This is a genomic window from Citrobacter sp. MGH110 (assembly GCF_001037515.1).
GTDB classification, from domain to species: domain Bacteria; phylum Pseudomonadota; class Gammaproteobacteria; order Enterobacterales; family Enterobacteriaceae; genus Citrobacter; species Citrobacter portucalensis.
This window is the reverse complement of the sequence record NZ_KQ089830.1, coordinates 1,408,571-1,431,162: the sequence shown is the minus strand read 5'-3', so window position 1 is coordinate 1,431,162 and position 22,592 is coordinate 1,408,571. Positions and strand designations below refer to the sequence as shown.

Annotated in this window: 25 protein-coding genes; 8 read left to right on the top strand and 17 right to left on the bottom strand. The window is 50.5% G+C overall.

The window, feature by feature from the left end:
- Window positions 1–7: 7 nt before the first annotated feature.
- The 7 genes from SK38_RS06790 to SK38_RS06760 form a co-directional block, all read right to left on the bottom strand.
- Entirely contained in the window at window positions 8–1,936 is a 1,929-nt protein-coding gene (locus SK38_RS06790) for a putative bifunctional diguanylate cyclase/phosphodiesterase (protein ID WP_048235445.1), read from the bottom strand.
- Between the two features lie 17 nt (window positions 1,937–1,953).
- Complete coding sequence (locus tag SK38_RS06785) at window positions 1,954–2,448, bottom strand: putative pterin-binding protein (RefSeq protein ID WP_003832739.1); 495 nt, start codon at window positions 2,446–2,448, stop codon at window positions 1,954–1,956.
- A 410-nt stretch (window positions 2,449–2,858) separates the two neighbouring features.
- A complete protein-coding gene (locus SK38_RS06780; RefSeq protein WP_048235444.1) occupies window positions 2,859–3,500 on the bottom strand; it encodes a helix-turn-helix transcriptional regulator in 642 nt (213 codons plus the stop codon).
- Window positions 3,501–3,627: 127 nt separating this feature from the next.
- The gene (locus SK38_RS06775; protein ID WP_048235443.1) at window positions 3,628–4,596 is read right to left on the bottom strand and encodes a threo-3-hydroxy-L-aspartate ammonia-lyase; all 969 of its coding nucleotides are present in this window, start codon (window positions 4,594–4,596) and stop codon (window positions 3,628–3,630) included.
- Window positions 4,597–4,623: 27 nt separating this feature from the next.
- Window positions 4,624–5,019, bottom strand: coding sequence for a RidA family protein (locus SK38_RS06770; RefSeq protein ID WP_003832744.1), 396 nt, complete (start codon window positions 5,017–5,019; stop codon window positions 4,624–4,626).
- A gap of 245 nt (window positions 5,020–5,264) precedes the next feature.
- Entirely contained in the window at window positions 5,265–5,573 is a 309-nt protein-coding gene (locus SK38_RS06765; protein ID WP_048235442.1) for a monooxygenase, read from the bottom strand.
- A 36-nt stretch (window positions 5,574–5,609) separates the two neighbouring features.
- Window positions 5,610–6,401: a PhzF family phenazine biosynthesis protein gene (locus SK38_RS06760; RefSeq protein WP_048235441.1), complete on the bottom strand. Its 792-nt coding sequence runs from the start codon at window positions 6,399–6,401 to the stop codon at window positions 5,610–5,612.
- Window positions 6,402–6,530: 129 nt separating this feature from the next.
- Between SK38_RS06760 and SK38_RS06755 the strand changes: the two genes are divergently transcribed.
- Window positions 6,531–7,229 (top strand): RluA family pseudouridine synthase, encoded by a 699-nt coding sequence (locus SK38_RS06755; protein WP_048235440.1) that lies wholly within the window; start codon window positions 6,531–6,533, stop codon window positions 7,227–7,229.
- Window positions 7,230–7,266: 37 nt separating this feature from the next.
- Here the strand turns inward: SK38_RS06755 and mdtK are convergent, their stop codons facing one another.
- Window positions 7,267–8,640 (bottom strand): multidrug efflux MATE transporter MdtK, encoded by a 1,374-nt coding sequence (gene mdtK, locus SK38_RS06750; RefSeq protein ID WP_008784661.1) that lies wholly within the window; start codon window positions 8,638–8,640, stop codon window positions 7,267–7,269.
- Between the two features lie 217 nt (window positions 8,641–8,857).
- Between mdtK and SK38_RS06745 the strand changes: the two genes are divergently transcribed.
- The gene (locus SK38_RS06745) at window positions 8,858–9,505 is read left to right on the top strand and encodes a riboflavin synthase (protein ID WP_003832752.1); all 648 of its coding nucleotides are present in this window, start codon (window positions 8,858–8,860) and stop codon (window positions 9,503–9,505) included.
- Window positions 9,506–9,546: 41 nt separating this feature from the next.
- Here SK38_RS06745 and cfa read toward each other — a convergent pair whose 3' ends face one another.
- Together cfa and punC are read right to left on the bottom strand one after the other, a co-directional pair.
- A complete protein-coding gene (gene cfa / locus SK38_RS06740) occupies window positions 9,547–10,695 on the bottom strand; it encodes a cyclopropane fatty acyl phospholipid synthase (RefSeq protein WP_048214272.1) in 1,149 nt (382 codons plus the stop codon).
- A gap of 290 nt (window positions 10,696–10,985) precedes the next feature.
- The gene (gene punC / locus SK38_RS06735) at window positions 10,986–12,191 is read right to left on the bottom strand and encodes a purine nucleoside transporter PunC (RefSeq protein WP_032943314.1); all 1,206 of its coding nucleotides are present in this window, start codon (window positions 12,189–12,191) and stop codon (window positions 10,986–10,988) included.
- A gap of 112 nt (window positions 12,192–12,303) precedes the next feature.
- On the opposite strand from punC, the gene punR reads away from it, so the two are divergent.
- Window positions 12,304–13,236 (top strand): DNA-binding transcriptional activator PunR, encoded by a 933-nt coding sequence (punR, locus tag SK38_RS06730; RefSeq protein ID WP_032943315.1) that lies wholly within the window; start codon window positions 12,304–12,306, stop codon window positions 13,234–13,236.
- Here punR and purR read toward each other — a convergent pair.
- A complete protein-coding gene (gene purR, locus SK38_RS06725) occupies window positions 13,233–14,258 on the bottom strand; it encodes an HTH-type transcriptional repressor PurR (RefSeq protein WP_003832757.1) in 1,026 nt (341 codons plus the stop codon). The genes punR and purR overlap by 4 nt on opposite strands.
- Window positions 14,259–14,555: 297 nt before the next feature.
- On the opposite strand from purR, the gene cydH reads away from it, so the two are divergent.
- Together cydH and SK38_RS06720 are read left to right on the top strand one after the other, a co-directional pair.
- Window positions 14,556–14,645 (top strand): cytochrome bd-I accessory subunit CydH, encoded by a 90-nt coding sequence (gene cydH, locus SK38_RS24910; RefSeq protein ID WP_003029209.1) that lies wholly within the window; start codon window positions 14,556–14,558, stop codon window positions 14,643–14,645.
- Between the two features lie 174 nt (window positions 14,646–14,819).
- Complete coding sequence (locus SK38_RS06720) at window positions 14,820–15,989, top strand: MFS transporter (protein ID WP_032943316.1); 1,170 nt, start codon at window positions 14,820–14,822, stop codon at window positions 15,987–15,989.
- A gap of 39 nt (window positions 15,990–16,028) precedes the next feature.
- Here the strand turns inward: SK38_RS06720 and sodB are convergent, their stop codons facing one another.
- Window positions 16,029–16,610 carry a superoxide dismutase [Fe] gene (gene sodB / locus SK38_RS06715; RefSeq protein WP_003029205.1) on the bottom strand — a complete coding sequence of 194 codons (582 nt, stop codon included), beginning with the start codon at window positions 16,608–16,610 and terminating at the stop codon, window positions 16,029–16,031.
- Window positions 16,611–16,737: 127 nt separating this feature from the next.
- Window positions 16,738–17,568 (bottom strand): C40 family peptidase, encoded by an 831-nt coding sequence (locus tag SK38_RS06710; protein WP_048235439.1) that lies wholly within the window; start codon window positions 17,566–17,568, stop codon window positions 16,738–16,740.
- Window positions 17,569–17,902: 334 nt separating this feature from the next.
- Between SK38_RS06710 and grxD the strand changes: the two genes are divergently transcribed.
- A complete protein-coding gene (gene grxD, locus SK38_RS06705) occupies window positions 17,903–18,250 on the top strand; it encodes a monothiol glutaredoxin 4 (RefSeq protein WP_003832760.1) in 348 nt (115 codons plus the stop codon).
- A 53-nt stretch (window positions 18,251–18,303) separates the two neighbouring features.
- Here grxD and rnt read toward each other — a convergent pair whose 3' ends face one another.
- From rnt to SK38_RS06685, 4 genes are all read right to left on the bottom strand, one after another.
- Window positions 18,304–18,951 (bottom strand): ribonuclease T, encoded by a 648-nt coding sequence (rnt, locus tag SK38_RS06700; protein ID WP_003029200.1) that lies wholly within the window; start codon window positions 18,949–18,951, stop codon window positions 18,304–18,306.
- A gap of 95 nt (window positions 18,952–19,046) precedes the next feature.
- Window positions 19,047–19,454, bottom strand: a complete 408-nt coding sequence (gloA, locus tag SK38_RS06695) for a lactoylglutathione lyase (protein WP_003832762.1) — start codon at window positions 19,452–19,454, stop codon at window positions 19,047–19,049.
- A gap of 97 nt (window positions 19,455–19,551) precedes the next feature.
- Complete coding sequence (locus tag SK38_RS06690; RefSeq protein ID WP_032943320.1) at window positions 19,552–20,649, bottom strand: alkene reductase; 1,098 nt, start codon at window positions 20,647–20,649, stop codon at window positions 19,552–19,554.
- A gap of 54 nt (window positions 20,650–20,703) precedes the next feature.
- Complete coding sequence (locus tag SK38_RS06685; protein WP_003832766.1) at window positions 20,704–21,303, bottom strand: TetR/AcrR family transcriptional regulator; 600 nt, start codon at window positions 21,301–21,303, stop codon at window positions 20,704–20,706.
- Between the two features lie 101 nt (window positions 21,304–21,404).
- Between SK38_RS06685 and SK38_RS06680 the strand changes: the two genes are divergently transcribed.
- Window positions 21,405–21,644, top strand: a complete 240-nt coding sequence (locus SK38_RS06680; RefSeq protein WP_003832768.1) for a DUF1289 domain-containing protein — start codon at window positions 21,405–21,407, stop codon at window positions 21,642–21,644.
- A 49-nt stretch (window positions 21,645–21,693) separates the two neighbouring features.
- On the top strand, window positions 21,694–22,590 hold the full coding sequence (locus tag SK38_RS06675; RefSeq protein WP_048214269.1) for an aldo/keto reductase: 897 nt from the start codon (window positions 21,694–21,696) through the stop codon (window positions 22,588–22,590).
- Window positions 22,591–22,592: the final 2 nt, after the last annotated feature.

Here is a 22,592-nt window from a genome sequence, read left to right as displayed (position 1 = left end):
GAGCGATTCAACCGTTTCTGATTTTCTCATCGATACAAGGCTGAGGTTTACCAAACAGATATCCTTGGGCGAAATCGCAGCCCAGCGCCTGAAGGCTTTTTAGTTGTTCCTGCGTTTCAACACCTTCAGCAACAGCCTTCATATTGAGGGATTTCGCCATGCCGGTGATCAGTTTGATGATATTAAGCGCATCTTCCTGTGTGGATATTGAATGGACAAACGACTTGTCTATTTTAATTTTATCGAAGGCAAGCCTGCTCAGGCGCGAAAGGGAAGAATATCCGGTGCCAAAATCATCGATGGAGATTTTTACACCCATGGCTCTGAGTTTATTAAGTGTATTCATCGGCGTCGTACTCTCAGTGAAGAGAGAGGATTCTGTTACTTCCAGTTCAAGACGATCGGCTGGGAGTCCAGTTTCTTTCAGAATAGACAGTACGATACCGACAAAGGCTTTGCTGCTTAGCTGGACAGGAGAGACATTCACTGAAATTTTAGCCGGAACCGCCCAACAAGCCGCTTCCCGGCAGGCAATTTCAAGCACAGCTTTCCCCATCTCATTAATCATTCCGGTTTTTTCAGCAACAGGAATAAAGTTATCCGGCGACAGGAGGCCCTTTAGAGGATGGAGCCAACGAATTAGGGCTTCATAGCTATAAATTTCCTGGCTGAAGGAGTCAACAATGGGCTGATAATAAACCACGAATTCTTTGTTCACTATTGCCAATGCCATATCATGCTCAAGCGTTCTGCTTTCTTGTAGCTTTTCTAACATTCGTTGTCGGAAGACTTTTATCTTACCAGAGCCTTCACCTTTGGCTTCATAAAGGGCCAGATCGGCAAATTTATAAAGATAGTCGGAACGACGTTCAGTGTCTGAGATAACAATGCCAACACAGGTGGTTATGTTGATAATCGTGTTATAAATAGTGTAGGGCTGGCTGATAAATTCACATATTTTCTGGGCGCGCGAAACGGCGTGGCTTTCTGTCAGGCCACTTGAGAGAAACGCAAATTCATCTCCACCCAGGCGATACAGCGTATCCGAAGTAAGACTCATCGAAACCAGTCGGTCAGATATCTGGCGTAGCAACATATCACCGGCATCATGACCATACGTATCATTTACTTCTTTGAATCGATCTAAATCAAACAACATCACAGTCACAGAATCGTGATTTTTTTCTGCTCTCTCAATTGTTTTATTTAAATCGCTCCAGAATAGCTGACGGTTATTCATCTCGGTAAGAGAGTCATGGTAGACGTCATATTCCAGTTTAGCATTCTGAATTTGCAGTTTTTCTTTAGATTTCTGCAGTTCTTCGGCAAGACTCTTGACCTGCAGGTGCGCCCGCAGAATATTTCTGTTTTGATAGAAAATGAGCACGCCCAGAATCGCACTCAGTATTATCAGCAGCACAGAGGTTGCAGAATAAATATAGTACAGCGTCTGAATTTTTTGGTTGGCGTTATTGATCGAGTTAACATCTTTGTTTAACGCACCAGATGAAAGACGACCCAGTGGCGCATCCAGAGTATGCATTTTTTTCAGATAAGCCTGGAGTGCTGAACGGTTCATTTTTTCTAGATTAACATCCAGAAAACTAAGGGTATTTTCAAGTTTTACCGCCAGTTCACGGTGGGCTATATTGCTTTCGATGTAGCGCCCCAGGTCACCTTCTTTTATCAAATCACTCTGGCTAAGCATAATGTCGAGGCGCATGCGTACATCATCGAGATTCATCGTATCATCGATAGTGTAAAGACCAAGCAACGATTCAAATCGGTAATATTGTGATACCAGCTGAGCAGCAGACCAGGAATCGGTGTAGTGAGTCAGTTTCTGTAACTCTTGTTGCCGTTCATGCACGAGGAAAGAGATATACCCGGTAGATATAAAAAGAAAAAAGATGATGCCAGCCAGTATTCTGTTCATGATGTTCCTCTGAACGCTTACTCAATATCCATACTACTGACCTGCCATGCAGACCTTGAATAATAAATCTGATTATTCAATTCTGGCATGCTGTCATAGGGGTACACAATGAATAACGGGCCTTTGTCACGGATGCGCATATATTTTCCGTTGATTTTTAACGCAAGGATAGCATTGTATTTTTTGAAATCACTAAGAGGGATAACAGTGGTGTAGTCATTGAGTGCAGTGACCTTAACAACAGAGCCGTTCGCCCCGACATAATCCATGAGCTTTTGTAGCGGAATACCCGTAAAGGTAGTGCGCCCATTATACCAGGGGGAGGTGGTCTGGAAACTGACCATGCCCAGCTTCTCAAGGCTGGCGGTATCAAAAACGGCTTTCCCGTCTGCATTTGTATTTTCAATATTACCCGACAGCGTTAAAAGCACTTTACCGGTGGGCCTGGAAAGTTCACCTGCCCATAGCTGGGTGGAGAGTACAAAGCTTACCAACATGACCATTAATCGCATTCTTACCTCACCAATCAGCCGGATGTTAAAGAATTATAATTTAGATATCACGCTATTTATATATATTGCATGGGTATTATTGGTGTAATAACTTCAATAGCTTTTTAACTCTTTTAAATCAGTGAGTTAGTTGTTACCTGTTCTGCTGTGGTGCATTAAAATGCTAGTGTGTTATTTGAGTAAAGCTAAATTTCACTATGTATGTACAAAAATAAATCATCTATTTACTCAGTGCCAATAAATGCGCACGAAAATAAAGGTTAATTTTTTTCACTGCAGCTGGATTTGGTTGTTTACTGGTGGGTAACTATATCGGGCACGAAGCCGCCTTTAGTGGAGCGGGAGCGCTTCGTGTCGGTAATCAAGGACAGAAATTCTCTACGTGGCAAGTGTGGTCTATCTGAATCCGTTTATTCACCCGCCTGAGCTGACTGGCGGGCATACAGATAGGCGGTGGCCCTCGATACGCCCAGATGCTGTGCAACCGTATCCATAGATTTGCGTACGTTCAGCAAACCGTCCTGGCGTAATTGTTGAATCAGCAGCTTACGGTCTTGAGGTTTAAGGGCTCGGGCCGTCGTCGCGCGTTTAGCGGCAAAGTCATCAATACGCTGGCGGATGACTTCATTACTGCCGGGATCGATATGTTCCTTAATGGGGGAATTTTCAGTTTCAGTAAAACGCGCAAGAGCACTCTGCATACCACGGAACAGCGTCATATCGACATTCAGGCAAAGTGCCGCTACGTATTTGCCGTCTTCGTCCTTGATGCCAATCGATGTACTTTTCACCGGGCGGCCATCGGCAAACTGATTACTGTAGTTCGCAATGATGCTGGGAAAGTCAGGTGATGCGATTCTCGCCAGGCCAAGCTCGGTTGCTGGCTGGCCGGGTTGACGTCCGGAAAGATTATTATGGATGGACAAAATGGCATGATCAGGATTTTTGAGGTCATGAACCACCACTTCGCAAAACGGAGAGAAGGTCTCACTCAATCCCCTGGCGATAGTATCAATTTGGCTGAGAAGCGAGTTATTGTCGGTTTTTGGCATGCCAGTCTCCTGCGGTGATGTCTGTTGCCATGATTGCGAGCAGTTTACAGTGACCTGGGAACGTTTTTCCAGACGGGAGTGTACAGACAGTAAAAGTAGGGTATCTGCATGGCAGATACCCTGTTTATCATCCGGCCAGAAATTCACTGTAGCGACAGATATCCACGTTTCCGCCGCTGATGATAATGCCGATTTTCTTGCCGCGAAGCTCAGCTTTACGCGCTCTGGCGGCAGCAAAACCCAGACACCCGGTTGGCTCTACGACGATTTTCATGCGTTCAGCGATAAATTTCATTGAGGCAACTAACTCAGCGTCTGAAACAGTCAGAATATCGTTCACATTTTGCTGGATAATCTGAAATGTATAGTTCCCGAGATGTTGAGTCTGAGCACCGTCAGCAATGGTTTTGGGCGTATCGATATGAACTATTTTTCCACTTCGGAACGACTGTTGACCATCGTTACCCGCCTCAGGTTCGACACCATAGATGATGCAGTCAGGAGACAGATGTCTGGCCGCCAGGGCGGATCCTGAGAGCAGGCCGCCACCGCCCAGACACACGAAAAGAGCGTCTAACTGACCCACTTCTTCAATTAGCTCTTTTGTGGCGGTGCCCTGGCCTGCTATCACGTGCGGATGGTCGTAAGGGGGGATTAGCGTTAACCCCTGTTTCTCTGCCAGGTCCCGACCAATTTTTTCACGATCCTCAGTATAGCGATCGTAAGTTACCACTTTTCCGCCATAGCCTTTCGTCGCCGCAACTTTGGCCGCCGGGGCATCATGCGGCATGATAATTGTTGCTGGAATGCCTAACAACTTTGCCGACAAGGCAATGGCCTGTGCATGGTTGCCGGAAGAAAATGTCACGACGCCCGCAGCGCGTTGTTGTGGCGTGAACTGGCGTAGCGCATTCATAGCGCCGCGAAATTTGAAGGCGCCCATTCTCTGGAAGTTTTCGCACTTAAAGAAGACTTCCGCGCCAAATTCTTCGTTAACCGTTCGGGAGGTCATCACCGGCGTTTTGTTAGCATAATCTGCGATGCGCTCTGCCGCAGCGGCAACATCGTTATAATCAGGCAGTGTCATTTCAGTCATTGTTGTTCACCTGTATGTTGTTAAACGTCACGCTTGCGGGGCCAACGCAATAGCTTCAACTTCCAGCGCAAAACCATAATGAAGTTCCGCAACACCTGCTACTGCACGGGATGGACGGAAATCGCCGATCCACTCTCCATAGATTTTGTTAAACGTCGGCCACTGGTTCATATCCGTCACATAGACGCGAACAGACACCAGATGCTGACGTGATGCCCCAGCACCAGCCAGACAAGCATCAATATTCTTGAGTACCAGCCGGGTTTGATCTTCAAAAGAGGCATCCGCTTTTTTCTCGCCGTCGAAAGTGACCGGCAATTGCCCGGAAATGAAGACGAATCCGCCAGCCGTTGTACTGTGCGAGTAATGACCTGCTGGCGGGAAGCTTCCAGCAGATGAGTTCAGTGTAATGTCCGCGGTCATATGAGAATCTCCAGTCGCCGTTTGTGATTCATTTTGTATAAAATAATACTGTTTGTATTATTTTATACTCCTTCATAGTGCGTTCGGCCAGCGATAGTTTTCGCTAACGCTGATTTTGTGAACTACTGCAAACGTGGCCCAGGCTAAATCACTGTCCTGGAGCGGTGACGGGGATATCGCTGTTGAAAGGGGAAAGCAGGGGGAAATGAAGAAACGCCCCGGGAGGGGGCGTCTAAGCCAAAAGTTTAGCTGATATGACCGTGGTTAATTTTACTTAGCGGTTCATTGATATCGAAGATTTTGAACGTTACTTCCTCCACACCCAGGTGCTTCAGGCGTGCGGTATGCTTTTTGATATAGGCCTGAGCGGTGTCTGCGTCCTGGAACAGGTAGATGCCTCCCGCTTCGTGATTTGCTTCGTTCTCGGTCCAGATTTTCCAGATGAACCCCGGCTCCTGGTTGATTGATTCGGCCAGTTCAACGAGCTGATTCGACATCTCAGCCCCAAACGGACCATGAAAATCAAAGTGTATCTGCACGAGTTTGTTCGACATAAATCCTCCATGGATTGGTTATTTTGGGTAAGGCTGCTAGCGCAACAGCACTTTACCGGTCAGATAAGTTATCGCCTGCCCACTGATATATACACGCGTTCCTGCTAACTGACAGCGTAAATCCCCGCCGCGTTCAGAGACCTGGCGTGCCAGCATCTGTGTTTTATTCAGTTTTCCAGCCCAGTAAGGGATCAGCATGCTATGTGCCGAGCCTGTGACCGGGTCTTCCGCGACGGCTTCGCCCGGGCAGAAGAAACGGCTGACAAAATCGTATTCCCCGTCACCCGGCGCGGTGATGCATACCATTTTCCCCAGCGGAATCATGGCGTGGATGTTTGGGCGCACAGCCTCAACCTGCTGTTGATTTTCCAGCACCACCATGTAATCGCGTGCCACACGCACCTCTTTGTATTCGGTGATGCCTAATGTTTCCAGCAGTAAAGCGGGCGGCACGGCAGATTCGCTTTGCCAGGCTGGAAAATCAAGCGTCAGCCATTCACCGCAGCGCGTGACCGTCAGCGGTCCCACAAAGCGGGTAGCAAATTGGATTTTGGTATCCGGGTAATCCAGATGTTCAAAGATGACATGCGCGGCGGCAAGCGTGGCATGCCCACACAGATTAATTTCACCTTGAGTGGTAAACCAACGCAGCTCAAAGCCATTCTCATTGGCGACAAAAAAAGCAGTTTCTGACTGGTTATGCTGCTGTGCCATCTTTAATAATGTTTCATCAGGCAACCAGTCCGTGAGCGGACAGACTGCTGCGGCATTACCGCCAAATGTCGTGGTGGTAAAGGCATCCACCATGTAAAAATCGATTTGTTGCACAGAGTAACCCTCTCATCGCACTCAGGATAAATCACACTCTATCATGCCAGCCATTGGGTCAATGCTCAGATTCGCCACTGTGGTGAAAATTCGTTATCATCCGTTCCCACACCTCATTCTGGCCGCCTGATGTCTACGATCTTCGATACCTTTATTGCCCCGCCTTGCCATGACGAGATAGAGACCCTCTATCAGGACGAGCATCTGGTGCTCATCAATAAACCCAGCGGGTTGCTTAGCCTGTCGGGCAAAAATCCGCAGAATCTCGATTCGGTACATCACCGGCTGGTACAGATTTACCCTGGCTGCATGCTGGTACATCGGCTTGATTTCGGCACCTCTGGGCTGATGGTGGTCGCTCGTAACAAGGCTATCAACGCCGCGCTTTGCCAGCAGTTCAGCCAGCGGACGATCACTAAGGTGTACAGTGCGCTGTTATGCGGGCATCTGGAAAACGACGAAGGGGTTATCGACGCCGCAATTGCCAAAGACCCGGCGCTGTTTCCATTGATGTCGATTTGTGCTCTCAACGGCAAACCCGCGCGCTCGCGCTATCAGGTTGTCGAGCGTTTTTATCATCGTCAGGAAGAGGGGACGTTGCTCCCCTTGACGCGGGTACAACTGACCCCTGAAACCGGGCGCACCCATCAACTACGGATCCATTGTCAGCAGTTGGGACATCCTATTTTGGGGTGCGATCTGTACGGTGGACGTCTGCTGCCGGGGACTGAACAAACGCCACGGCTGATGCTGCATGCCAGTGAACTGCATTTCAGGCATCCCATTAGTGAAGCGTGGATGAACGCCAAAAACGCCAGCCCGTTTTGAGGCGAAAAAAAGCCGCCTGGTGGCGGCTTTTATGAGGTTATCGCGCAGCGCGTTGTAAAATAACCGCTGACGGTTGGCGTTGTAGAAACCGCATCCGCAGCATCATCAGTATCGCCGCAGAGGTCAGGCCGATAATAAAGCCCATCCAGAATCCCGCCGGTCCCATCCGGTCAACTACCAGATCGGTAAGCGCCAGAATATAACCGCTCGGCAGGCCCAGCACCCAGTATGCCGTAAAGGTAATAAAGAAAATGGAACGCGTATCTTTATAACCACGCAGGATCCCGCTGCCAATAACCTGGATAGAGTCCGAAATTTGATACACAGCGGCCAGTAACATGAGCTGAGCCGCCAGGGCGACAACTTCCGGGTTATTGTTATAGAGCAGGGCAATATGCTCGCGGAATGTCACGGTGAAAATCGCTGTTACGACCGCCATGCACACACCAACACCCAGACCCGTTCTGGCTGCGGTTTGCGCATCCAGCGTGGAACCCTGGCCCAGACGATAACCGACACGAATGGTGACGGCGGCAGCCAGAGACATTGGCAGGACGAACATTAACGAGCTGAAGTTCAGTGCGATTTGGTGTCCGGCTACGTCGACAATCCCCAATGGAGAAACCAGCAGCGCGACCACCGCAAACAACGTCACTTCGAAAAATAACGCCAGCGCGATAGGTAAACCCAGCTGTACCAGACGCTTCATTACTGCGGTGTCAGGTTTCTGGAAACCACGCTCATTACGGATATCGCGCATTGAACGCGCACGTTTGATGTAAGAGAGCATGGCGATAAACATCACCCAGTAAACCGCTGCTGTTGCCACACCACAACCCACGCCACCCAGTTCCGGCATGCCTAAATGCCCATAGATGAAAACATAGTTAACCGGAATGTTCACCAGCAGGCCGAGAAATCCCATCACCATCGCCGGTTTAGTCTTGGCTAATCCTTCGCACTGGTTACGGGCTACCTGGAAGAACAGATAACCCGGCGCGCCCCACAGCAGGGCACGCAGGTAGCCAACGGCTTTATCCGCCAGTGCCGGGTCGATGTTATGCATGGAGCGAATAATGTACCCCGCATTCCATAGCACAACCATAATCAGCACGGAGACGCTGCCCGCCAGCCAGAATCCCTGACGTATTTGATGGGCGATACGGTCACGGCGTCCGGAACCATTGAGTTGCGCAATTACCGGCGTTAACGCCAGCAGTAGTCCGTGACCAAACAGAATGGCCGGTAGCCAGATGGACGTACCAATGGCGACTGCCGCCATATCCGTCGCGCTGTATCCGCCCGCCATGACGGTATCAACGAATCCCATTGCGGTTTGAGCGATTTGCGCAAGAATCACCGGAATTGCCAGAGCTAATAACTGACGCGCTTCACTTACATACTTTTGCACGTGTACACCACTATATTGTTGTTATTTGAGAGACTAAAAAAGCCGCCTTATATGGCAGCAAGGAGAAAAAGCAGGGGAAATTTCAGTCTATTGTAGCGAGGAATACGTAATTCTCCAGTGAAAAAACAGGCGCTGGTGGCGCATTGCTGGCAACCTGAATTTCCACCTGCTATTGTGCTGTGCAGAGATGTCTTAATTGAGTTCAGGAGTAGGAAGTATGTTTACGGGTATTGTGCAGGGCACCGCAAAATTGGTGTCCATTGATGAAAAACCAAATTTTCGTACGCATGTTGTGGAGTTGCCTGAATATATGCTGGATGCGCTGGAGACCGGTGCATCGGTTGCCCACAATGGGTGCTGCCTGACGGTCACCGAAATTAACGGTAACCAGATAAGCTTCGACCTGATGAAAGAAACGCTGCGTATCACCAACCTGGGCGATCTGAAGGTTGGAGATTTGGTTAACGTTGAACGTGCGGCAAAATTCAGTGATGAGATTGGCGGACATTTAATGTCGGGCCATATTATGACCACTGCCGAAGTGTCGAAAATTCTGACCTCGGAGAATAACCGTCAGGTGTGGTTTAAAGTCCAGGATCCGTCGCTGATGAAATATATCCTGTACAAAGGATTTATTGGTATTGACGGTATCAGTCTGACGGTCGGTGAAGTGACGCCGACGCGTTTCTGTGTACATTTGATCCCGGAAACGCTGGAGCGTACGACGCTTGGCAAGAAAAAGCTGGGCGCACGGGTTAATATCGAAATCGATCCCCAAACGCAGGCGGTGGTTGATACCGTTGAGCGTGTCCTGGCGGCGCGTGAAAGCGCCATCAGCAACATAACGGGCGAAGCGGGAGCCTAAGCCTGAGAGTAAAGCCCCCGTTGCTACGGGGGCGAAAACGATTAGCGGGGAACGCGCAGACCGTGTTCAACACCGCGGGAAAAGACCACCTGCCATAGCTGAATATCTCGAGCACGAAACGCCCCGGCGCAGGCGTTCAGATAATAGCTGAACATCCGCTTGAAACGTTCGGTGTAGTTATCGGCGATTTCAGGCCAGGAGCTCATGAAACGCTCGTGCCATGCCATCAGCGTCGTGTCGTAATCCGCGCCAAAATTATGCCAGTCCTCCATCACAAAATGTGGTTCGCTGGCGTTGGCAATCTGGCGAACTGACGGCAAACACCCGTTTGGGAAGATATACTTATTGATCCACGGATCAACGTTATTGTCGGTCTTTTTGGAGCCGATGCTATGCAGTAAAAAGAGACCATCCGGTTTTAAATTACGATCGACCACCTCAAAATAGGTGGCGTAGTTCTTCGGTCCAACATGTTCAAACATGCCGACGGAGACAATGCGGTCGAATTTGTCGTTCAGGTCGCGATAATCCTGCAGCAAAATGGTGACATCCAGCCCAGCGCAACGTTCCTGTGCCATTTTCTGCTGTTCTGCTGAAATGGTCACACCCACCACGCTCACGCCATATTGCGATGCCATAAACTGGGATAAACCACCCCAGCCACAGCCAATATCAAGCACCCGCATTCCTGGCTTCAGTTGCAATTTTTCAGCAATCATTTTGAGCTTCGCCTGCTGGGCAGATTCCAGAGTGTTGGCATCTTTCCAGTAGGCGCAGGAATACTGCATATAGGGGTCAAGCATGCGGGTAAAGAGATCGTTGCCCAAATCGTAATGTTCTTTGCCGACCATCCACGCACGTTTTTTGGTCTGTAAATTGAACAGGCGAGCCGTTGCGATACGTAGCGTATCTTTAAAGTGGCGGGGGAGTTGGTTTTCAAGACCGGCGCGCAAGACTTTACTAAAAAACATGTCCAGCCGGTCGCATTCCCACCAGCCATCCATATAACTTTCACCCAACCCTAACGATCCTTCCTGCAATACGCGTTTGAAAAAATCGGGGTTCTTTACTCGAATATCAGCCGGTGCAGGGCCATTAATGGCAATGCCTGCACGGCTCAATAATTCATTGGTAATGCGGTACCAGTCATCATCCGGTACGCTGACGTCTTCTATACATGATGAACTCATAGCTTCTCCATCACTGGTCGGTGATCAGAACCTTAAAACAGCGTAGACGCTTTTTTGGGCTTTGTGAGAAATCTCACGGAATTAATCCGCGAATCTATAATCCGACGTAGAACAGAGGAAGGGAGAAACCCTTACCGAAAAGGCCATCCGTGGTAATACGGGAACGTTCTTGTCCCCGTTAACGCATTAAAATTATCGTTTTTTTAACAACTGAAAATCAGTATATGCCTGAATTTTTGACGATTCAATCGATAATTGTTAGCGGGCTAACTAAATGCCCGCAACCATTATTAGTGCGACTCTCCGTGGGCAACTTGCGCACGATCGTCTGTTTGCGGGGCGTCAGTTTTCTGCGATTGCATTTTGTAACCCACAGCAGCCAGCAATACTGTTGTCAGCATAACGCTGGTGGTGGTGAGCAGCGGGGTGGCAATCAACCAGGAAACGACAAGGCTTGCCAGGAAGCATAAACCCAGTTGCAGCGTATTCTGCAATGCGGCTGCGCGTCCCGTGGCCTGTGGGAAAGGGCGTAATGCCTGCGCGACAACGATAGGGTAGATCGCGCCGTTCGCAATCGCCATAACGCAGAATGGGATCAGGATTTCAGCCAATGCAACATGATGAATAAAGCCGGTCGCCCAGGTGCCTACAACGCTGAAGGCATACAGAATGAGTAACCAGGGCAGCAGCTGACGACCCTGCCATTTTTGCAGCGCTGCACGACAGCCGTAACCACCAATTAAGAAGGCGATAGTTTGCGGAACATAGCTCAGACCAATTACCGCTGGGCTATAACCCATTTCGCTGAGGATGAACGGGGAACCCGTCAGCCATGCGAAAAAGCTCGCGGAACAGGCGGCATAAATCAGCACGTTTCCACGGTAAGTTTTCGAGCGCAGCAAGGTGGCGAAAGTCAGTTTATCCTGGCTGTCATCGCGCGCTTTAGCCGTTGGCTTTAGACGCAGAGCCGGAAGCATCAGAATCAGAGTAATGGCAAACAGAGTTGCAAAAATGGCCTGCCAGGAAAAATGTACCAGGATCCAACTGCCTAAAAGCGGGGCGAGTGCAGGAGATAACCCGACCAGCGGCATAATAGTGGCAAAGATGCGGTTTACTTTTTGTGAAGGATAATAATCGGTAACCAGCGCTTGCCAGATAACCGATGCCGCACAGACGCCAACGGCCTGAACAAATCGCAGTACCAGCAGACCAGTGGCGTTTTCAACCCATAGCATGCCCAGACTGCCCAGTGCGAAGATAGATAAACCCAGCAGCAAAATAGGCTTGCGACCATAGTGGTCAGAAAGCGGCCCCCACAGCAGTTGCGCGACGGCAAACCCCGCTAAGAACAAGCTCAGGCTGGCGCTGACGGCAGATGCAGGTGTTTGCAGATCGGACTGAATAGCAGCAAAGGCGGGTAGATACATATCCGTTGCCAGAAAACCGAGCACGCTAAGACCTGCCAGCCAGACTAAAAACCCTTTCCCAGGTTGCATCATCATTTCTCTTTTTTAGCAGTAGAACAATGCCGCTGAGTGTAGTGAGTGTAATTCTCGCTGTGAAACGCTAATATTTGCTTACTGATTTCAAATTTTTTGCAGGCAGAATATGTGGTCGGAATATTCACTTGAAGTGGTTGATGCGGTTGCGCGTAACGGCAGTTTTAGTTCGGCCGCGCAGGAGCTGCACCGTGTACCTTCGGCGGTAAGCTACACCGTGCGCCAGCTGGAAGAGTGGCTGGCGGTGCCACTTTTTGAGCGACGCCATCGGGATGTGGAATTAACGCCTGCCGGGGCATGGTTTTTAAAAGAAGGCCGCTCTGTTATCAAAAAAATGCAGATCACGCGCCAGCAATGTCAGCAAATTGCCAACGGCTGGCGCGGACAGCTGGCGATCGCCGTCGATAACATTGTCCGCCCGGATCGTACCCGACAGATGATCGTGGATTTCTACCGTCACTTTGATGATGTGGAGTTGTTAGTTTTTCAGGAAGTGTTTAACGGCGTGTGGGACGCACTGTCTGATGGGCGTGTGGAGCTGGCCATCGGGGCCACACAGGCCATTCCGGTCGGGGGGCGCTATACCTTCCGCGATATGGGAATGCTGAGCTGGAGCTGCGTGGTAGCCAGCCATCATCCACTAGCGTCAATGCCTGGACCGTTAAGTGATGACACGTTGCGCAACTGGCCGTCACTGGTGCGCGAAGATACCTCCCGAACATTGCCGAAGCGTATTACCTGGCTGCTGGACAACCAAAAGCGCATCGTCGTGCCGGACTGGGAATCTTCTGCGACCTGTTTGTCCGCGGGATTGTGCGTGGGCATGGTACCGACGCATTTTGCCAAGCCGTGGATCGATAGTGGTAAATGGGTTGCGTTGCAACTGGAGAACCCCTTTCCTGATGCCGCATGTTGTCTGACATGGCAGCAGAACGATACGTCACCGGCATTGAGTTGGCTGCTGGACTATTTAGGGGATAGTGAAACGTTGAACAAGGAATGGCTGCGGGAGCCAGATGAGACTCCCGCACAACAGGCTTAACGGCGGTAATCGCGGAACGGACCGTCGGCAACGGAGCGACGCTCAACCAGGCGCGGATGCACCTCGATAGACTGTGACTCTTCACGTTTATTCACGATACGGTCTAACAGCATGTTGAAGGCCGTTTCACCCAGTGAATCCTTCGGCTGGTGAATGGTCGTCAAGGCCGGCGTGAAGAAGCGGGCGTTGCGCACGTTGTCGTAGCCGATGAGTGAGACATCCTGCGGTACGCGCAGCCCCATTTCGTCAGCGGCGCACAGCGCACCCATTGCCATAATATCGCCACCGCAGAAGACAGCGGTCGGACGATGTGACTGCGACAGAATTTGCTGCATGGCACGATAGCCGGATTCAGGCTCAAAATCGCCCTGGACAATCCAGTTTTCAGGCACTTTAATCAGCGCTTCTTCCATCGCTTTCATAAAGCCAGCCAGACGCCCAGCCCCGGTGTTACGTTCCATTGGGCCAGGGATCACGCCAATCTCACGATGACCGCGTTCTACCAGATACCGACCCGCCATGTAACCGCCTTCGAAGGCGTTATCAATGACCGTATCAGTAAAGTCGGCTTTTGCTTCGCCCCAGTCCATGACGACCATCGGGATATGGCGATACTCTTCGAGCATCGAAAGCAGCGACTCCGGATACTCAGAACACATCACCAGCAGACCATCAACGCGCTTTTGCGCCATCATCGACAGATAAGCCTGCTGTTTTTCGAGACTGTTCCATGCGTTACCCAGGATCAGGGTATAGCCTTTCTGGAAACAGTTTTTCTCAACGGCTTCGATAATTTCGGCGAAATAGGCCGCTTCGCTGCTGGTCGCCAGCAAGCCGATAGACTTGGTGTGATTTACCTTCAGGCTGCGGGCAACTGCGCTCGGAGAATAGTGCAGTTCTTTGATTGCTGCCCAGACAGCATTACGTGTTTCTTCCGCGACAAAGCGCGTCTTGTTAATTACGTGTGATACGGTTGTAGTGGAAACGTTTGCTCGCTTCGCTACATCTTTAATTGTTGCCATTACATCTCACTCCAGACCATATCCTAAGCTCCTGAGAATACTCCAGGTAAACGTTTGCCTTTACACACCCTTATCGCAACGTAAGGGTTGCGGCACGCCGGGAAAACGACACGGAACGTCAGGAAGGGGTCAATGGCCGGTACGCTAATCAAGTAAGCGTGGAATTTTGTCTGATCTTAACGAAAAGGGGAAGAGTTAAAAGCAGTTATCAATATAAATCGTGAGAGATTTTTGCTTTCAAGTGTGTAAAAATGCGCAATATCACTTTTTGTGTGGGAATAAAAAGGAGAAAACTTGATGAGCACCGATCTGAAATTTTCGTTAGTGACTACCATTATTGTTCTGGGATTGATCGTCGCGGGTGGTCTGACCGCAGCGCTGCATTGATTTCCCCGAGGGAGTTAGCTCTCCCTCATCCCTTCGACTCGTTTTTCCCCTCTATTGTTTGCGAATAAGCAAAAGTCTTTTGCAGTTTTGTTAACTTTATTAATTTTGCGATCAATGTCATGCTTTTGACTCTTATTTATGTCGTGCCGCGGCTCGACGATACGGAGTCGAAATATGAAAATCAATTACCCTTTACTGGCGCTGGCAATCGGGGCGTTTGGTATTGGCACCACCGAGTTTTCGCCAATGGGGTTGTTGCCCGTCATTGCCAAAGGTGTGGACGTCTCGATTCCGGCGGCTGGCATGCTGATCAGCGCTTATGCGGTAGGTGTGATGGTAGGTGCACCGCTGATGACATTGCTGCTGTCTCATCGTGCGCGACGTAATGCTTTGATATTCCTGATGGCGATTTTCACGCTGGGTAATGTGCTTTCGGCTATCTCACCGGATTACACCACGCTGATGCTATCGCGTATTTTGACCAGTCTTAACCATGGGGCCTTTTTTGGTCTCGGTTCTGTGGTTGCAGCCAGTGTGGTACCCAAACATAAGCAGGCCAGCGCTGTGGCAACGATGTTTATGGGGTTAACCATCGCCAATATTGGCGGCGTTCCGGCGGCGACCTGGCTTGGTGAAACCATCGGCTGGCGCATGTCGTTTATGGCCACTGCGGGGCTGGGTGTCATTGCGATGGTCAGCCTGTTCTTCTCATTACCCAAGGGTGGAGCAGGAGAGCGCCCGGATGTCCGTAGCGAACTGTCGGTACTTATGCGCCCACAGGTGCTGTCGGCGTTACTGACTACCGTACTGGGTGCTGGGGCGATGTTCACGCTTTATACCTACATCTCGCCGGTTCTGCATACTATCACTCATGCTACACCGGCATTTGTTACCGGGATGCTGGTGTTGATAGGCGTTGGCTTCTCGATCGGTAACTATTTTGGCGGCAAACTGGCTGACCGTTCAGTCAACGGTACGCTGAAAGGCTTTTTACTGCTGCTGATGGTTATTATGCTGGCCATTCCTTTCCTTGCGCGTAATGAGCTGGGAGCGGCGGTCAGTATGGTGGTCTGGGGCGCGGCGACGTTTGCGGTCGTTCCACCGTTGCAGATGCGTGTGATGCGCGTTGCCAGCGAAGCACCTGGATTATCATCGTCAGTCAATATTGGCGCGTTTAACCTGGGGAATGCGTTAGGTGCGGCAGCCGGTGGGGCGGTGATATCTGGCGGCCTGGGCTACAGTTTTGTACCGGTGATGGGGGCGATTGTGGCGGGTCTTGCGCTGCTGCTGGTGTTCATTTCCGCAAGAAGACAGCCTGAAGAGGCTTTCACTACCGCGAATTAATGCAAAAACGCAGAAGGAAGTCCTTCTGCGTTATCTTTTTTATGCTGCGAAGTTCTTCGCAACAAATTCCCAGTTCACCAGTGCCCAGAAATGTTCCAGGTAGCCAGGACGGGCATTGCGATAATCGATGTAGTAGGCGTGTTCCCATACGTCAACGGTCATCAGCGGCGTCGCGTCGGTAGTCAGCGGAGTACCTGCGTTGGAGGTGGAGACGATAGCCAGTTTGCCATCCGTTCCTTTTACCAGCCAAGTCCAGCCAGAACCGAAGTTTTTGATAGCGGCATCGGTGAACTGCGCTTTGAAATCTGCAAAGCTGCCAAAGGAGGCGGCAATTGCATCAGCCAGTTTACCGGTCGGTTCACCACCTGCGTTTGGTGCCAGGCAGTTCCAGTAGAACGTGTGGTTCCATACTTGTGCTGCGTTATTGAATACACCGCCTTCAGAGCTACGAACGATCTCTTCCAGTGATTTGCCTTCAAACGCCGTGCCTTTAATCAGATTGTTCAGATTGGTCACGTAGGTTTGATGGTGTTTGCCATAGTGATATTCCAGCGTTTCGGCAGAAATGTGCGGTGCCAGAGCATCTTTGGCATACGGTAATGCAGGTAATTCAAACGACATTGCTTCTCTCCTTATTATTTATATTGAGTACACACAATAGCCTCATTGTGAGTAAGGATAGGGTAGCAAATTGAAAGGTTATGCAAAAGAAGAACTTACCCTACAGCATGTTCTGTAGGGTAAGTTTTTAGCGAATTGTTTTTGGCGTCATTACCCGACGAGCGCCCACATAGTGGCGCTGCCAGTAATCTTCGCTCAGAGAGGTGATTTGAATTTCCTGCCCGCTGCGCGGTGACTGAATAAACTTACCGTTGCCGACGTAGACGCCGACGTGATCGGCTGTTCCGCGACCCTGGGTACGAAAGAATACCAGATCACCATTTTTCAGCTCGCCACGTTCAATTGGTGCGGCATCACGCAGATGGTACATTTCATTCGCGGTACGCGGAATGCGGAACTTCACCAGATCTTTATAGGCGTAATAAACCAGACCGCTGCAGTCAAACCCGGTTCTTGGCGAGGAGCCGCCCCAACGATAAGGTTTGCCGATTTGGTTCATCAAGGTGGACATAGCGGTTTTAGTCGCTTTCTGCACTTTCACTTTATGTGCATCAGCAAGCGTAGTCGGTGCAGTGGTTTTCACCTTCACGCAGCGTGGTTTATGACCTTTGCGCGGTGTGCATTTTTCCGTCCAGGTAACGGCTGCGGTTTGTGCTGCGGCAGTTTTACCACGGCGATTTGCAGTTTTAGTCGACTTTGCCGGAGTGGCTGTGCGTTTTTTAGAAGAGGAAGCGGTTTTGGTGCTGGTTTTGCTGGTGGTCTTTGTCGCCGTTTTCTTGCTGGTCTTTGTTGTTTTTTGGCTGGTTGTTGCGCTTTTCTTTTTATCTACCGTCTTGAGTGGGTCAGTACTGGTAGGTGTCGTCCTGGCCTGCTTGGAAGCATGAGCCATAGGCGTAAAGGGCAGTGTAGTAAAAAGTAAAGCACAGAGCGTGATCGAGATTCGGTTTATCCGCGCCACTGAGCAGTCCTCTGGTAAGGCAGGTCTATCGTGCCTGCGTGTGATTTTCAAAACTTGACGATTCTAATCTATAGAAAGAGGGAAAGTTAATAGCTTTTTTAGTTTAAAACTGCGTTTCGTAACCGACCGCAAAAAAAAACAGCAAATAGAGATAGAATTGGTGAACAGATAATCAAATCCACATGTTTGAAGGGGATAAGTGAGATTGTGAATGCAACTTTTAGCGTCAGGGGATAAAATAATAACGCGTAATGAAAATGTTATTTTCCGTTGCCTGTCTGACCCGTTACAATGTCAGACTACTGCCGTAAAAGAAGTTTAAGGAAGCAAGATAATGAGCACCACTATCGAAAAAATCCAGCGCCAGATCGCTGAAAACCCGATTCTCCTGTACATGAAAGGTTCCCCTAAACTGCCAAGCTGCGGTTTCTCCGCACAGGCTGTGCAGGCGCTGTCAGCCTGTGGTGAACGCTTTGCTTATGTTGATATTCTGCAGAACCCGGATATTCGCGCCGAACTGCCGAAATACGCAAACTGGCCAACTTTCCCACAGCTGTGGGTTGATGGTGAGCTGGTTGGCGGTTGTGACATTCTGATCGAAATGTACCAGCGCGGTGAGTTGCAGCAGCTGATTAAAGAAACAGCAGCGAAATACAAAACCGAAGAGCCGGACGCTGAGTAATACCAGCAGAAGTAAAAAAGCGACCTGAAATGGTCGCTTTTTTTATGTCGCCGTTACGCTTCTTCAGGCACGGGAAGAGGCCAACCGCCGAGACGTTTCCAGCGGTTAACGATTTCGCAAAACAGCACGGCCGTACGTTCGGTGTCATACAGCGCCGAGTGCGCCTGATTCCCGTCAAACTCCATTCCCGCCGCCAGGCACGCTTTTGACAACACAGTCTGCCCCAGAGACAGACCGCTTAATGCCGCCGTATCAAAGGTTACAAATGGGTGGAACGGATTACGTTTGAGCGAGGCGCGTTCTGCTGCAGCCATCATGAAACTGTGGTCGAACGTAGCGTTATGCGCCACCATGATCGCCCGATTGCAGCCGCTGTCTTTAATGCCTTTACGCACCATTTTGAAGATGGCATGCAGAGCATCATATTCGCTGACCGCACCGCGTAGCGGATTGTTAGGGTCAATACCGTTAAAGGCGAGCGCTTCCGGTTGCAAATTGGCACCTTCAAACGGCTCTACGTGGAAATGTAACGTCGTGTCCGGCATCAACCAGCCTTGTTCATCCATTTTCAGTGTGATGGCGGCAATCTCAAGCAGCGCATCGGTTTTGGCATTGAACCCTGCGGTTTCGACATCAATGACGACAGGATAAAAACCACGAAAACGGTCACACAGACCGGAAAGTTGAGCGTTATCGGACATCTGGGTCTCTTAATACGGGAAAATTGCAGCGCGTATTATGGCAAAATGATGAGTATAAAACTATGGGCACAGACGATCTGCGCCCGAGGGGGAGATTAATCGCCCAGGCCGCGCCCGGCGTCTTTCTCTTCGATCAGCTCAATTTTGTAGCCGTCCGGATCTTCAACGAACGCAATCACTGTGGTGCCGCCTTTTACTGGACCTGCTTCACGCGTTACGTTACCGCCATTCTGGCGAATACGTTCACAGGCTTCAGCCGCGTTGTCTACGCTCAGGGCGATATGGCCATAGGCAGTACCCAGATCATACTTGTCGACACCCCAGTTATAGGTCAGTTCGATTACTGCTTCACTGGTTTCAGGACCGTAGCCGACAAAAGCCAGAGAGTACTTGTATTCAGGGTTTTCGCTGGTACGCAGCAGCTTCATGCCCAGCACGTTGGTATAAAACTCGATGGAACGCTGCAGGTCACCCACGCGCAGCATGGTATGGAGTAAACGCATCTTTTTCCCCTTCGAAAATGGCTAATACATTCAAAATGTTGTTTTAGTATAGCGGCGTTGTTACGCCGCTATCAATGGCAGAACGGAGATTGTGACGTTAGAGGGTAGGATAGTCGGTGTAACCTTCCGCGCCGCCGCCGTAGAAACTCTCGGCACGTTGCGGATTCAGTTCTGCTTTTCGTTGCAGACGCGCCACCAGATCCGGGTTAGCAATATAGGCGCGACCAAAAGCAACGGCGTCGATCAGACCTTTCTCGATCAGCGCTTCTGCTTTTTCTGGGGTGTAAGCTCCAGCACCAATGATAGGGCCGTGGAAGCGCGCGCGAACTTTTTCGCGGAACGCATCGGAATACGGCTCGCCACCGGCCCAGTCCGGCTCAGACATGTGCAGGTAAGCGATTCCGCGCTTGCCCAATTGTTCAATCAGATACAGCGCATCGGCTTCTTCGTTTGGACCATTGTCTACGTTCTGGAAAGTGCCAATCGGGGAGACGCGAATACCAATGCGATCGGCACCCCATTCTTTAATTCCGGCATCAACCACTTCCAGTACCAGACGCGCACGATTTTCGACGCTGCCACCGTATTGATCAGTACGCTGGTTAGACGTTGGCGACAGGAACTGGTGCAGCAGGTAGCCGTGGGCAGAGTGCAGTTCAACCATATCGAAACCCGCTTCGCGCGCATTGGCTATCGCCTGACGGAAGTCATTAACGATGCCCGGAATCTCTTCGGTTTCCAGCGCACGCGGCATTGAGGTATCGGCACGCGTTGCCAGGCCGTTTTCATCGCGCAGCGAGGTGCGGGTTCCAGCGCTAATCGCGGAAGGTGCAACTGGAGCTTGACCGTTTGGCTGCAGACTGGCGTGAGAGATGCGTCCAGTGTGCCACAACTGGACAGCAATATGACCTTGCTCAGCGTGTACGGCAGCAGTGATTTTCTTCCATGCGGCAATTTGCGCTTCGCTGTGTAGGCCGGGTGCTCCGGCATAGCCTTTCGCCTGTGCGGAAATCTGCGTCGCTTCGCTGATGATAAGACCCGCGCTGGCGCGTTGACGGTAATACTCGGCCATCAGCGGAGTAGGGATGTCGCCAGGCTCAATACTGCGCAGACGCGTCAGTGGCGCCATAAATACGCGGTTTGCTGCCGTAATGGCACCCACTTTCAGTGGGGAAAACAGTTTTTCAGATGACATGTAGCACTCCTGAATAGACCGGTCGTCTAGTAATGAAGAAAATAAAAACGCCTGTTAAACGGCAGGCGTTGTGATGATGTTTTTAACGTGCGCCAGCGCATTTTCCAGCGGAGTGGCGCTACGAGAAATCTTGGCCTGCAGGTTGGCGCCAAGCCACAGCGCATACAGTACCTGCGCCTGCTGTAACGGCTCGCCAACAAAAGACAGACAATGGCTGGCCTGACCTTTCTCCAGCGCCTGCGCTAACAGCACAATAATGTGCCGCGCGCCTTTATCCATCGCAGTGCGCATATCTTCTGACAGATCGCACACTTCGGCAGATAGTTTTACAGTTAAACAGCCGCTAATAATGCCGTGCTGGCTAAACTGGTTCAGGGTTTCCTGATAGTAGGCCAGAATGCGGTCGCGGTAGTTTCCCGCTCCCGTATCAAAGTGCGTAGCCAGTCGCCGATGATAGGCCGCATAGTGGCGTTCCAGCATCGCGACACCGAACGCTTCTTTAGAGCGAAAGTAATGATAAAACGAACCTTTGGGTACTTCAGCGGTTTTCAGTAGTTCGCTTAAACCCATGCCGGTGAAGCCGCGCTGCATACACAGCAGTTCGCCAGTCGCCAGCAGATGTTCGCGTGTATCGTGTTCAGTGATTTTGTTCATGGGAAGGAGTGTAATAGACCAGTCGGTCTAATGCAATAGCGCTTGCGAGAAATTCAGTTAACGTCTTCAATAGGTATATCAATCTTATTAAAGGAGGGGATGTGGCCGAACAGCTGGAGTTTTTCCCCGTCCAGAGCCCATGCCGTGGAATATGTCAGTCTGACGAACGCGGCTTTTGCCGTGGCTGTTTTCGCAGTCGGGATGAGCGTTTTAACTGGCAAAAGATGAGCGATACCCAAAAGCAGGAAGTGCTGCGGCTTTGTCGTCAGCGCCTGATGCGTAAATTACGTGCAAACAAAGCCAACCCTTCGGAAGAACCGCAACAACCTTCACTCTTTTAAAAGCGTAATTGCGTATACTCGAGGCACATTCACTTAAAAGGAAGCTGCTATGGTTCAGCGTATTACTATTGCGCCGCAAGGCCCGGAATTTTCTCGCTTTGTGATGGGGTACTGGCGCCTGATGGACTGGAATATGTCCGCGCGCCAGCTAGTCAGCTTTATTGAAGAGCATCTGGATCTTGGCGTGACCACCGTCGATCACGCCGATATTTACGGTGGATACCAGTGTGAAGCGGCGTTTGGTGAGGCAATGAAACTGGCTCCGCATTTGCGTGAAAAAATGCAGATTGTGACCAAATGCGGGATCGCGACGACGGCACGCGCGGAAAATGCGCTGGGCCACTACATCACCGACAGTGCACATATTATTGCCAGTGCAGAAGAGTCGCTGAAGCTGCTGGCGACCGATCATATTGATCTGCTGCTGATCCACCGTCCCGATCCACTAATGGATGCTGACGACGTCGCCGACGCTTTTAAAAAATTGCACCATAGTGGCAAAGTGCGTCACTTTGGCGTCTCCAACTTCACCCCGGCACAGTTCTCATTGCTGCAATCGCGTCTGCCGTTTACTCTGGCGACCAACCAGGTAGAAATTTCACCAGTACATCAGCCGCTCCTGTTGGATGGTACTTTAGATCAACTGCAACAGCTGCGCATTCGCCCGATGGCCTGGTCCTGTCTCGGCGGTGGTCGCCTGTTTAATGATGATGCTTTCCAGCCTTTACGTAATGAGCTTGCCGTGATCGCAGAAGAGTTGAATGCGCAGTCTATTGAACAGGTGGTATACGCCTGGATTTTACGTCTGCCGTCTCAGCCGCTGCCGATTATTGGCTCAGGAAAAATAGAGCGTGTACGTGCTGCCATTGAGTCTGAGTCGCTGAACATGTCTCGCCAGCAATGGTTCCGCATTCGTAAAGCGGCGCTGGGTTACGACGTACCCTAATC

Excerpts from the sequence above, each read along its gene's own strand:
- SK38_RS06790 (WP_048235445.1), bottom strand. The coding sequence starts at position 1,936 with ATGAACAGAATACTGGCTGGCATCATCTTTTTTCTTTTTATATCTACC.
- SK38_RS06785 (WP_003832739.1), bottom strand. The coding sequence starts at position 2,448 with ATGCGATTAATGGTCATGTTGGTAAGCTTTGTACTCTCCACCCAGCTA.
- SK38_RS06780 (WP_048235444.1), bottom strand. The coding sequence starts at position 3,500 with ATGCCAAAAACCGACAATAACTCGCTTCTCAGCCAAATTGATACTATC.
- SK38_RS06775 (WP_048235443.1), bottom strand. The coding sequence starts at position 4,596 with ATGACTGAAATGACACTGCCTGATTATAACGATGTTGCCGCTGCGGCA.
- SK38_RS06770 (WP_003832744.1), bottom strand. The coding sequence starts at position 5,019 with ATGACCGCGGACATTACACTGAACTCATCTGCTGGAAGCTTCCCGCCA.
- SK38_RS06765 (WP_048235442.1), bottom strand. The coding sequence starts at position 5,573 with ATGTCGAACAAACTCGTGCAGATACACTTTGATTTTCATGGTCCGTTT.
- SK38_RS06755 (WP_048235440.1), top strand. The coding sequence starts at position 6,531 with ATGTCTACGATCTTCGATACCTTTATTGCCCCGCCTTGCCATGACGAG.
- SK38_RS06745 (WP_003832752.1), top strand. The coding sequence starts at position 8,858 with ATGTTTACGGGTATTGTGCAGGGCACCGCAAAATTGGTGTCCATTGAT.
- cfa (WP_048214272.1), bottom strand. The coding sequence starts at position 10,695 with ATGAGTTCATCATGTATAGAAGACGTCAGCGTACCGGATGATGACTGG.
- punC (WP_032943314.1), bottom strand. The coding sequence starts at position 12,191 with ATGCAACCTGGGAAAGGGTTTTTAGTCTGGCTGGCAGGTCTTAGCGTG.
- punR (WP_032943315.1), top strand. The coding sequence starts at position 12,304 with ATGTGGTCGGAATATTCACTTGAAGTGGTTGATGCGGTTGCGCGTAAC.
- purR (WP_003832757.1), bottom strand. The coding sequence starts at position 14,258 with ATGGCAACAATTAAAGATGTAGCGAAGCGAGCAAACGTTTCCACTACA.
- cydH (WP_003029209.1), top strand. The coding sequence starts at position 14,556 with ATGAGCACCGATCTGAAATTTTCGTTAGTGACTACCATTATTGTTCTG.
- SK38_RS06720 (WP_032943316.1), top strand. The coding sequence starts at position 14,820 with ATGAAAATCAATTACCCTTTACTGGCGCTGGCAATCGGGGCGTTTGGT.
- sodB (WP_003029205.1), bottom strand. The coding sequence starts at position 16,610 with ATGTCGTTTGAATTACCTGCATTACCGTATGCCAAAGATGCTCTGGCA.
- grxD (WP_003832760.1), top strand. The coding sequence starts at position 17,903 with ATGAGCACCACTATCGAAAAAATCCAGCGCCAGATCGCTGAAAACCCG.
- rnt (WP_003029200.1), bottom strand. The coding sequence starts at position 18,951 with ATGTCCGATAACGCTCAACTTTCCGGTCTGTGTGACCGTTTTCGTGGT.
- gloA (WP_003832762.1), bottom strand. The coding sequence starts at position 19,454 with ATGCGTTTACTCCATACCATGCTGCGCGTGGGTGACCTGCAGCGTTCC.
- SK38_RS06690 (WP_032943320.1), bottom strand. The coding sequence starts at position 20,649 with ATGTCATCTGAAAAACTGTTTTCCCCACTGAAAGTGGGTGCCATTACG.
- SK38_RS06685 (WP_003832766.1), bottom strand. The coding sequence starts at position 21,303 with ATGAACAAAATCACTGAACACGATACACGCGAACATCTGCTGGCGACT.
- SK38_RS06675 (WP_048214269.1), top strand. The coding sequence starts at position 21,694 with ATGGTTCAGCGTATTACTATTGCGCCGCAAGGCCCGGAATTTTCTCGC.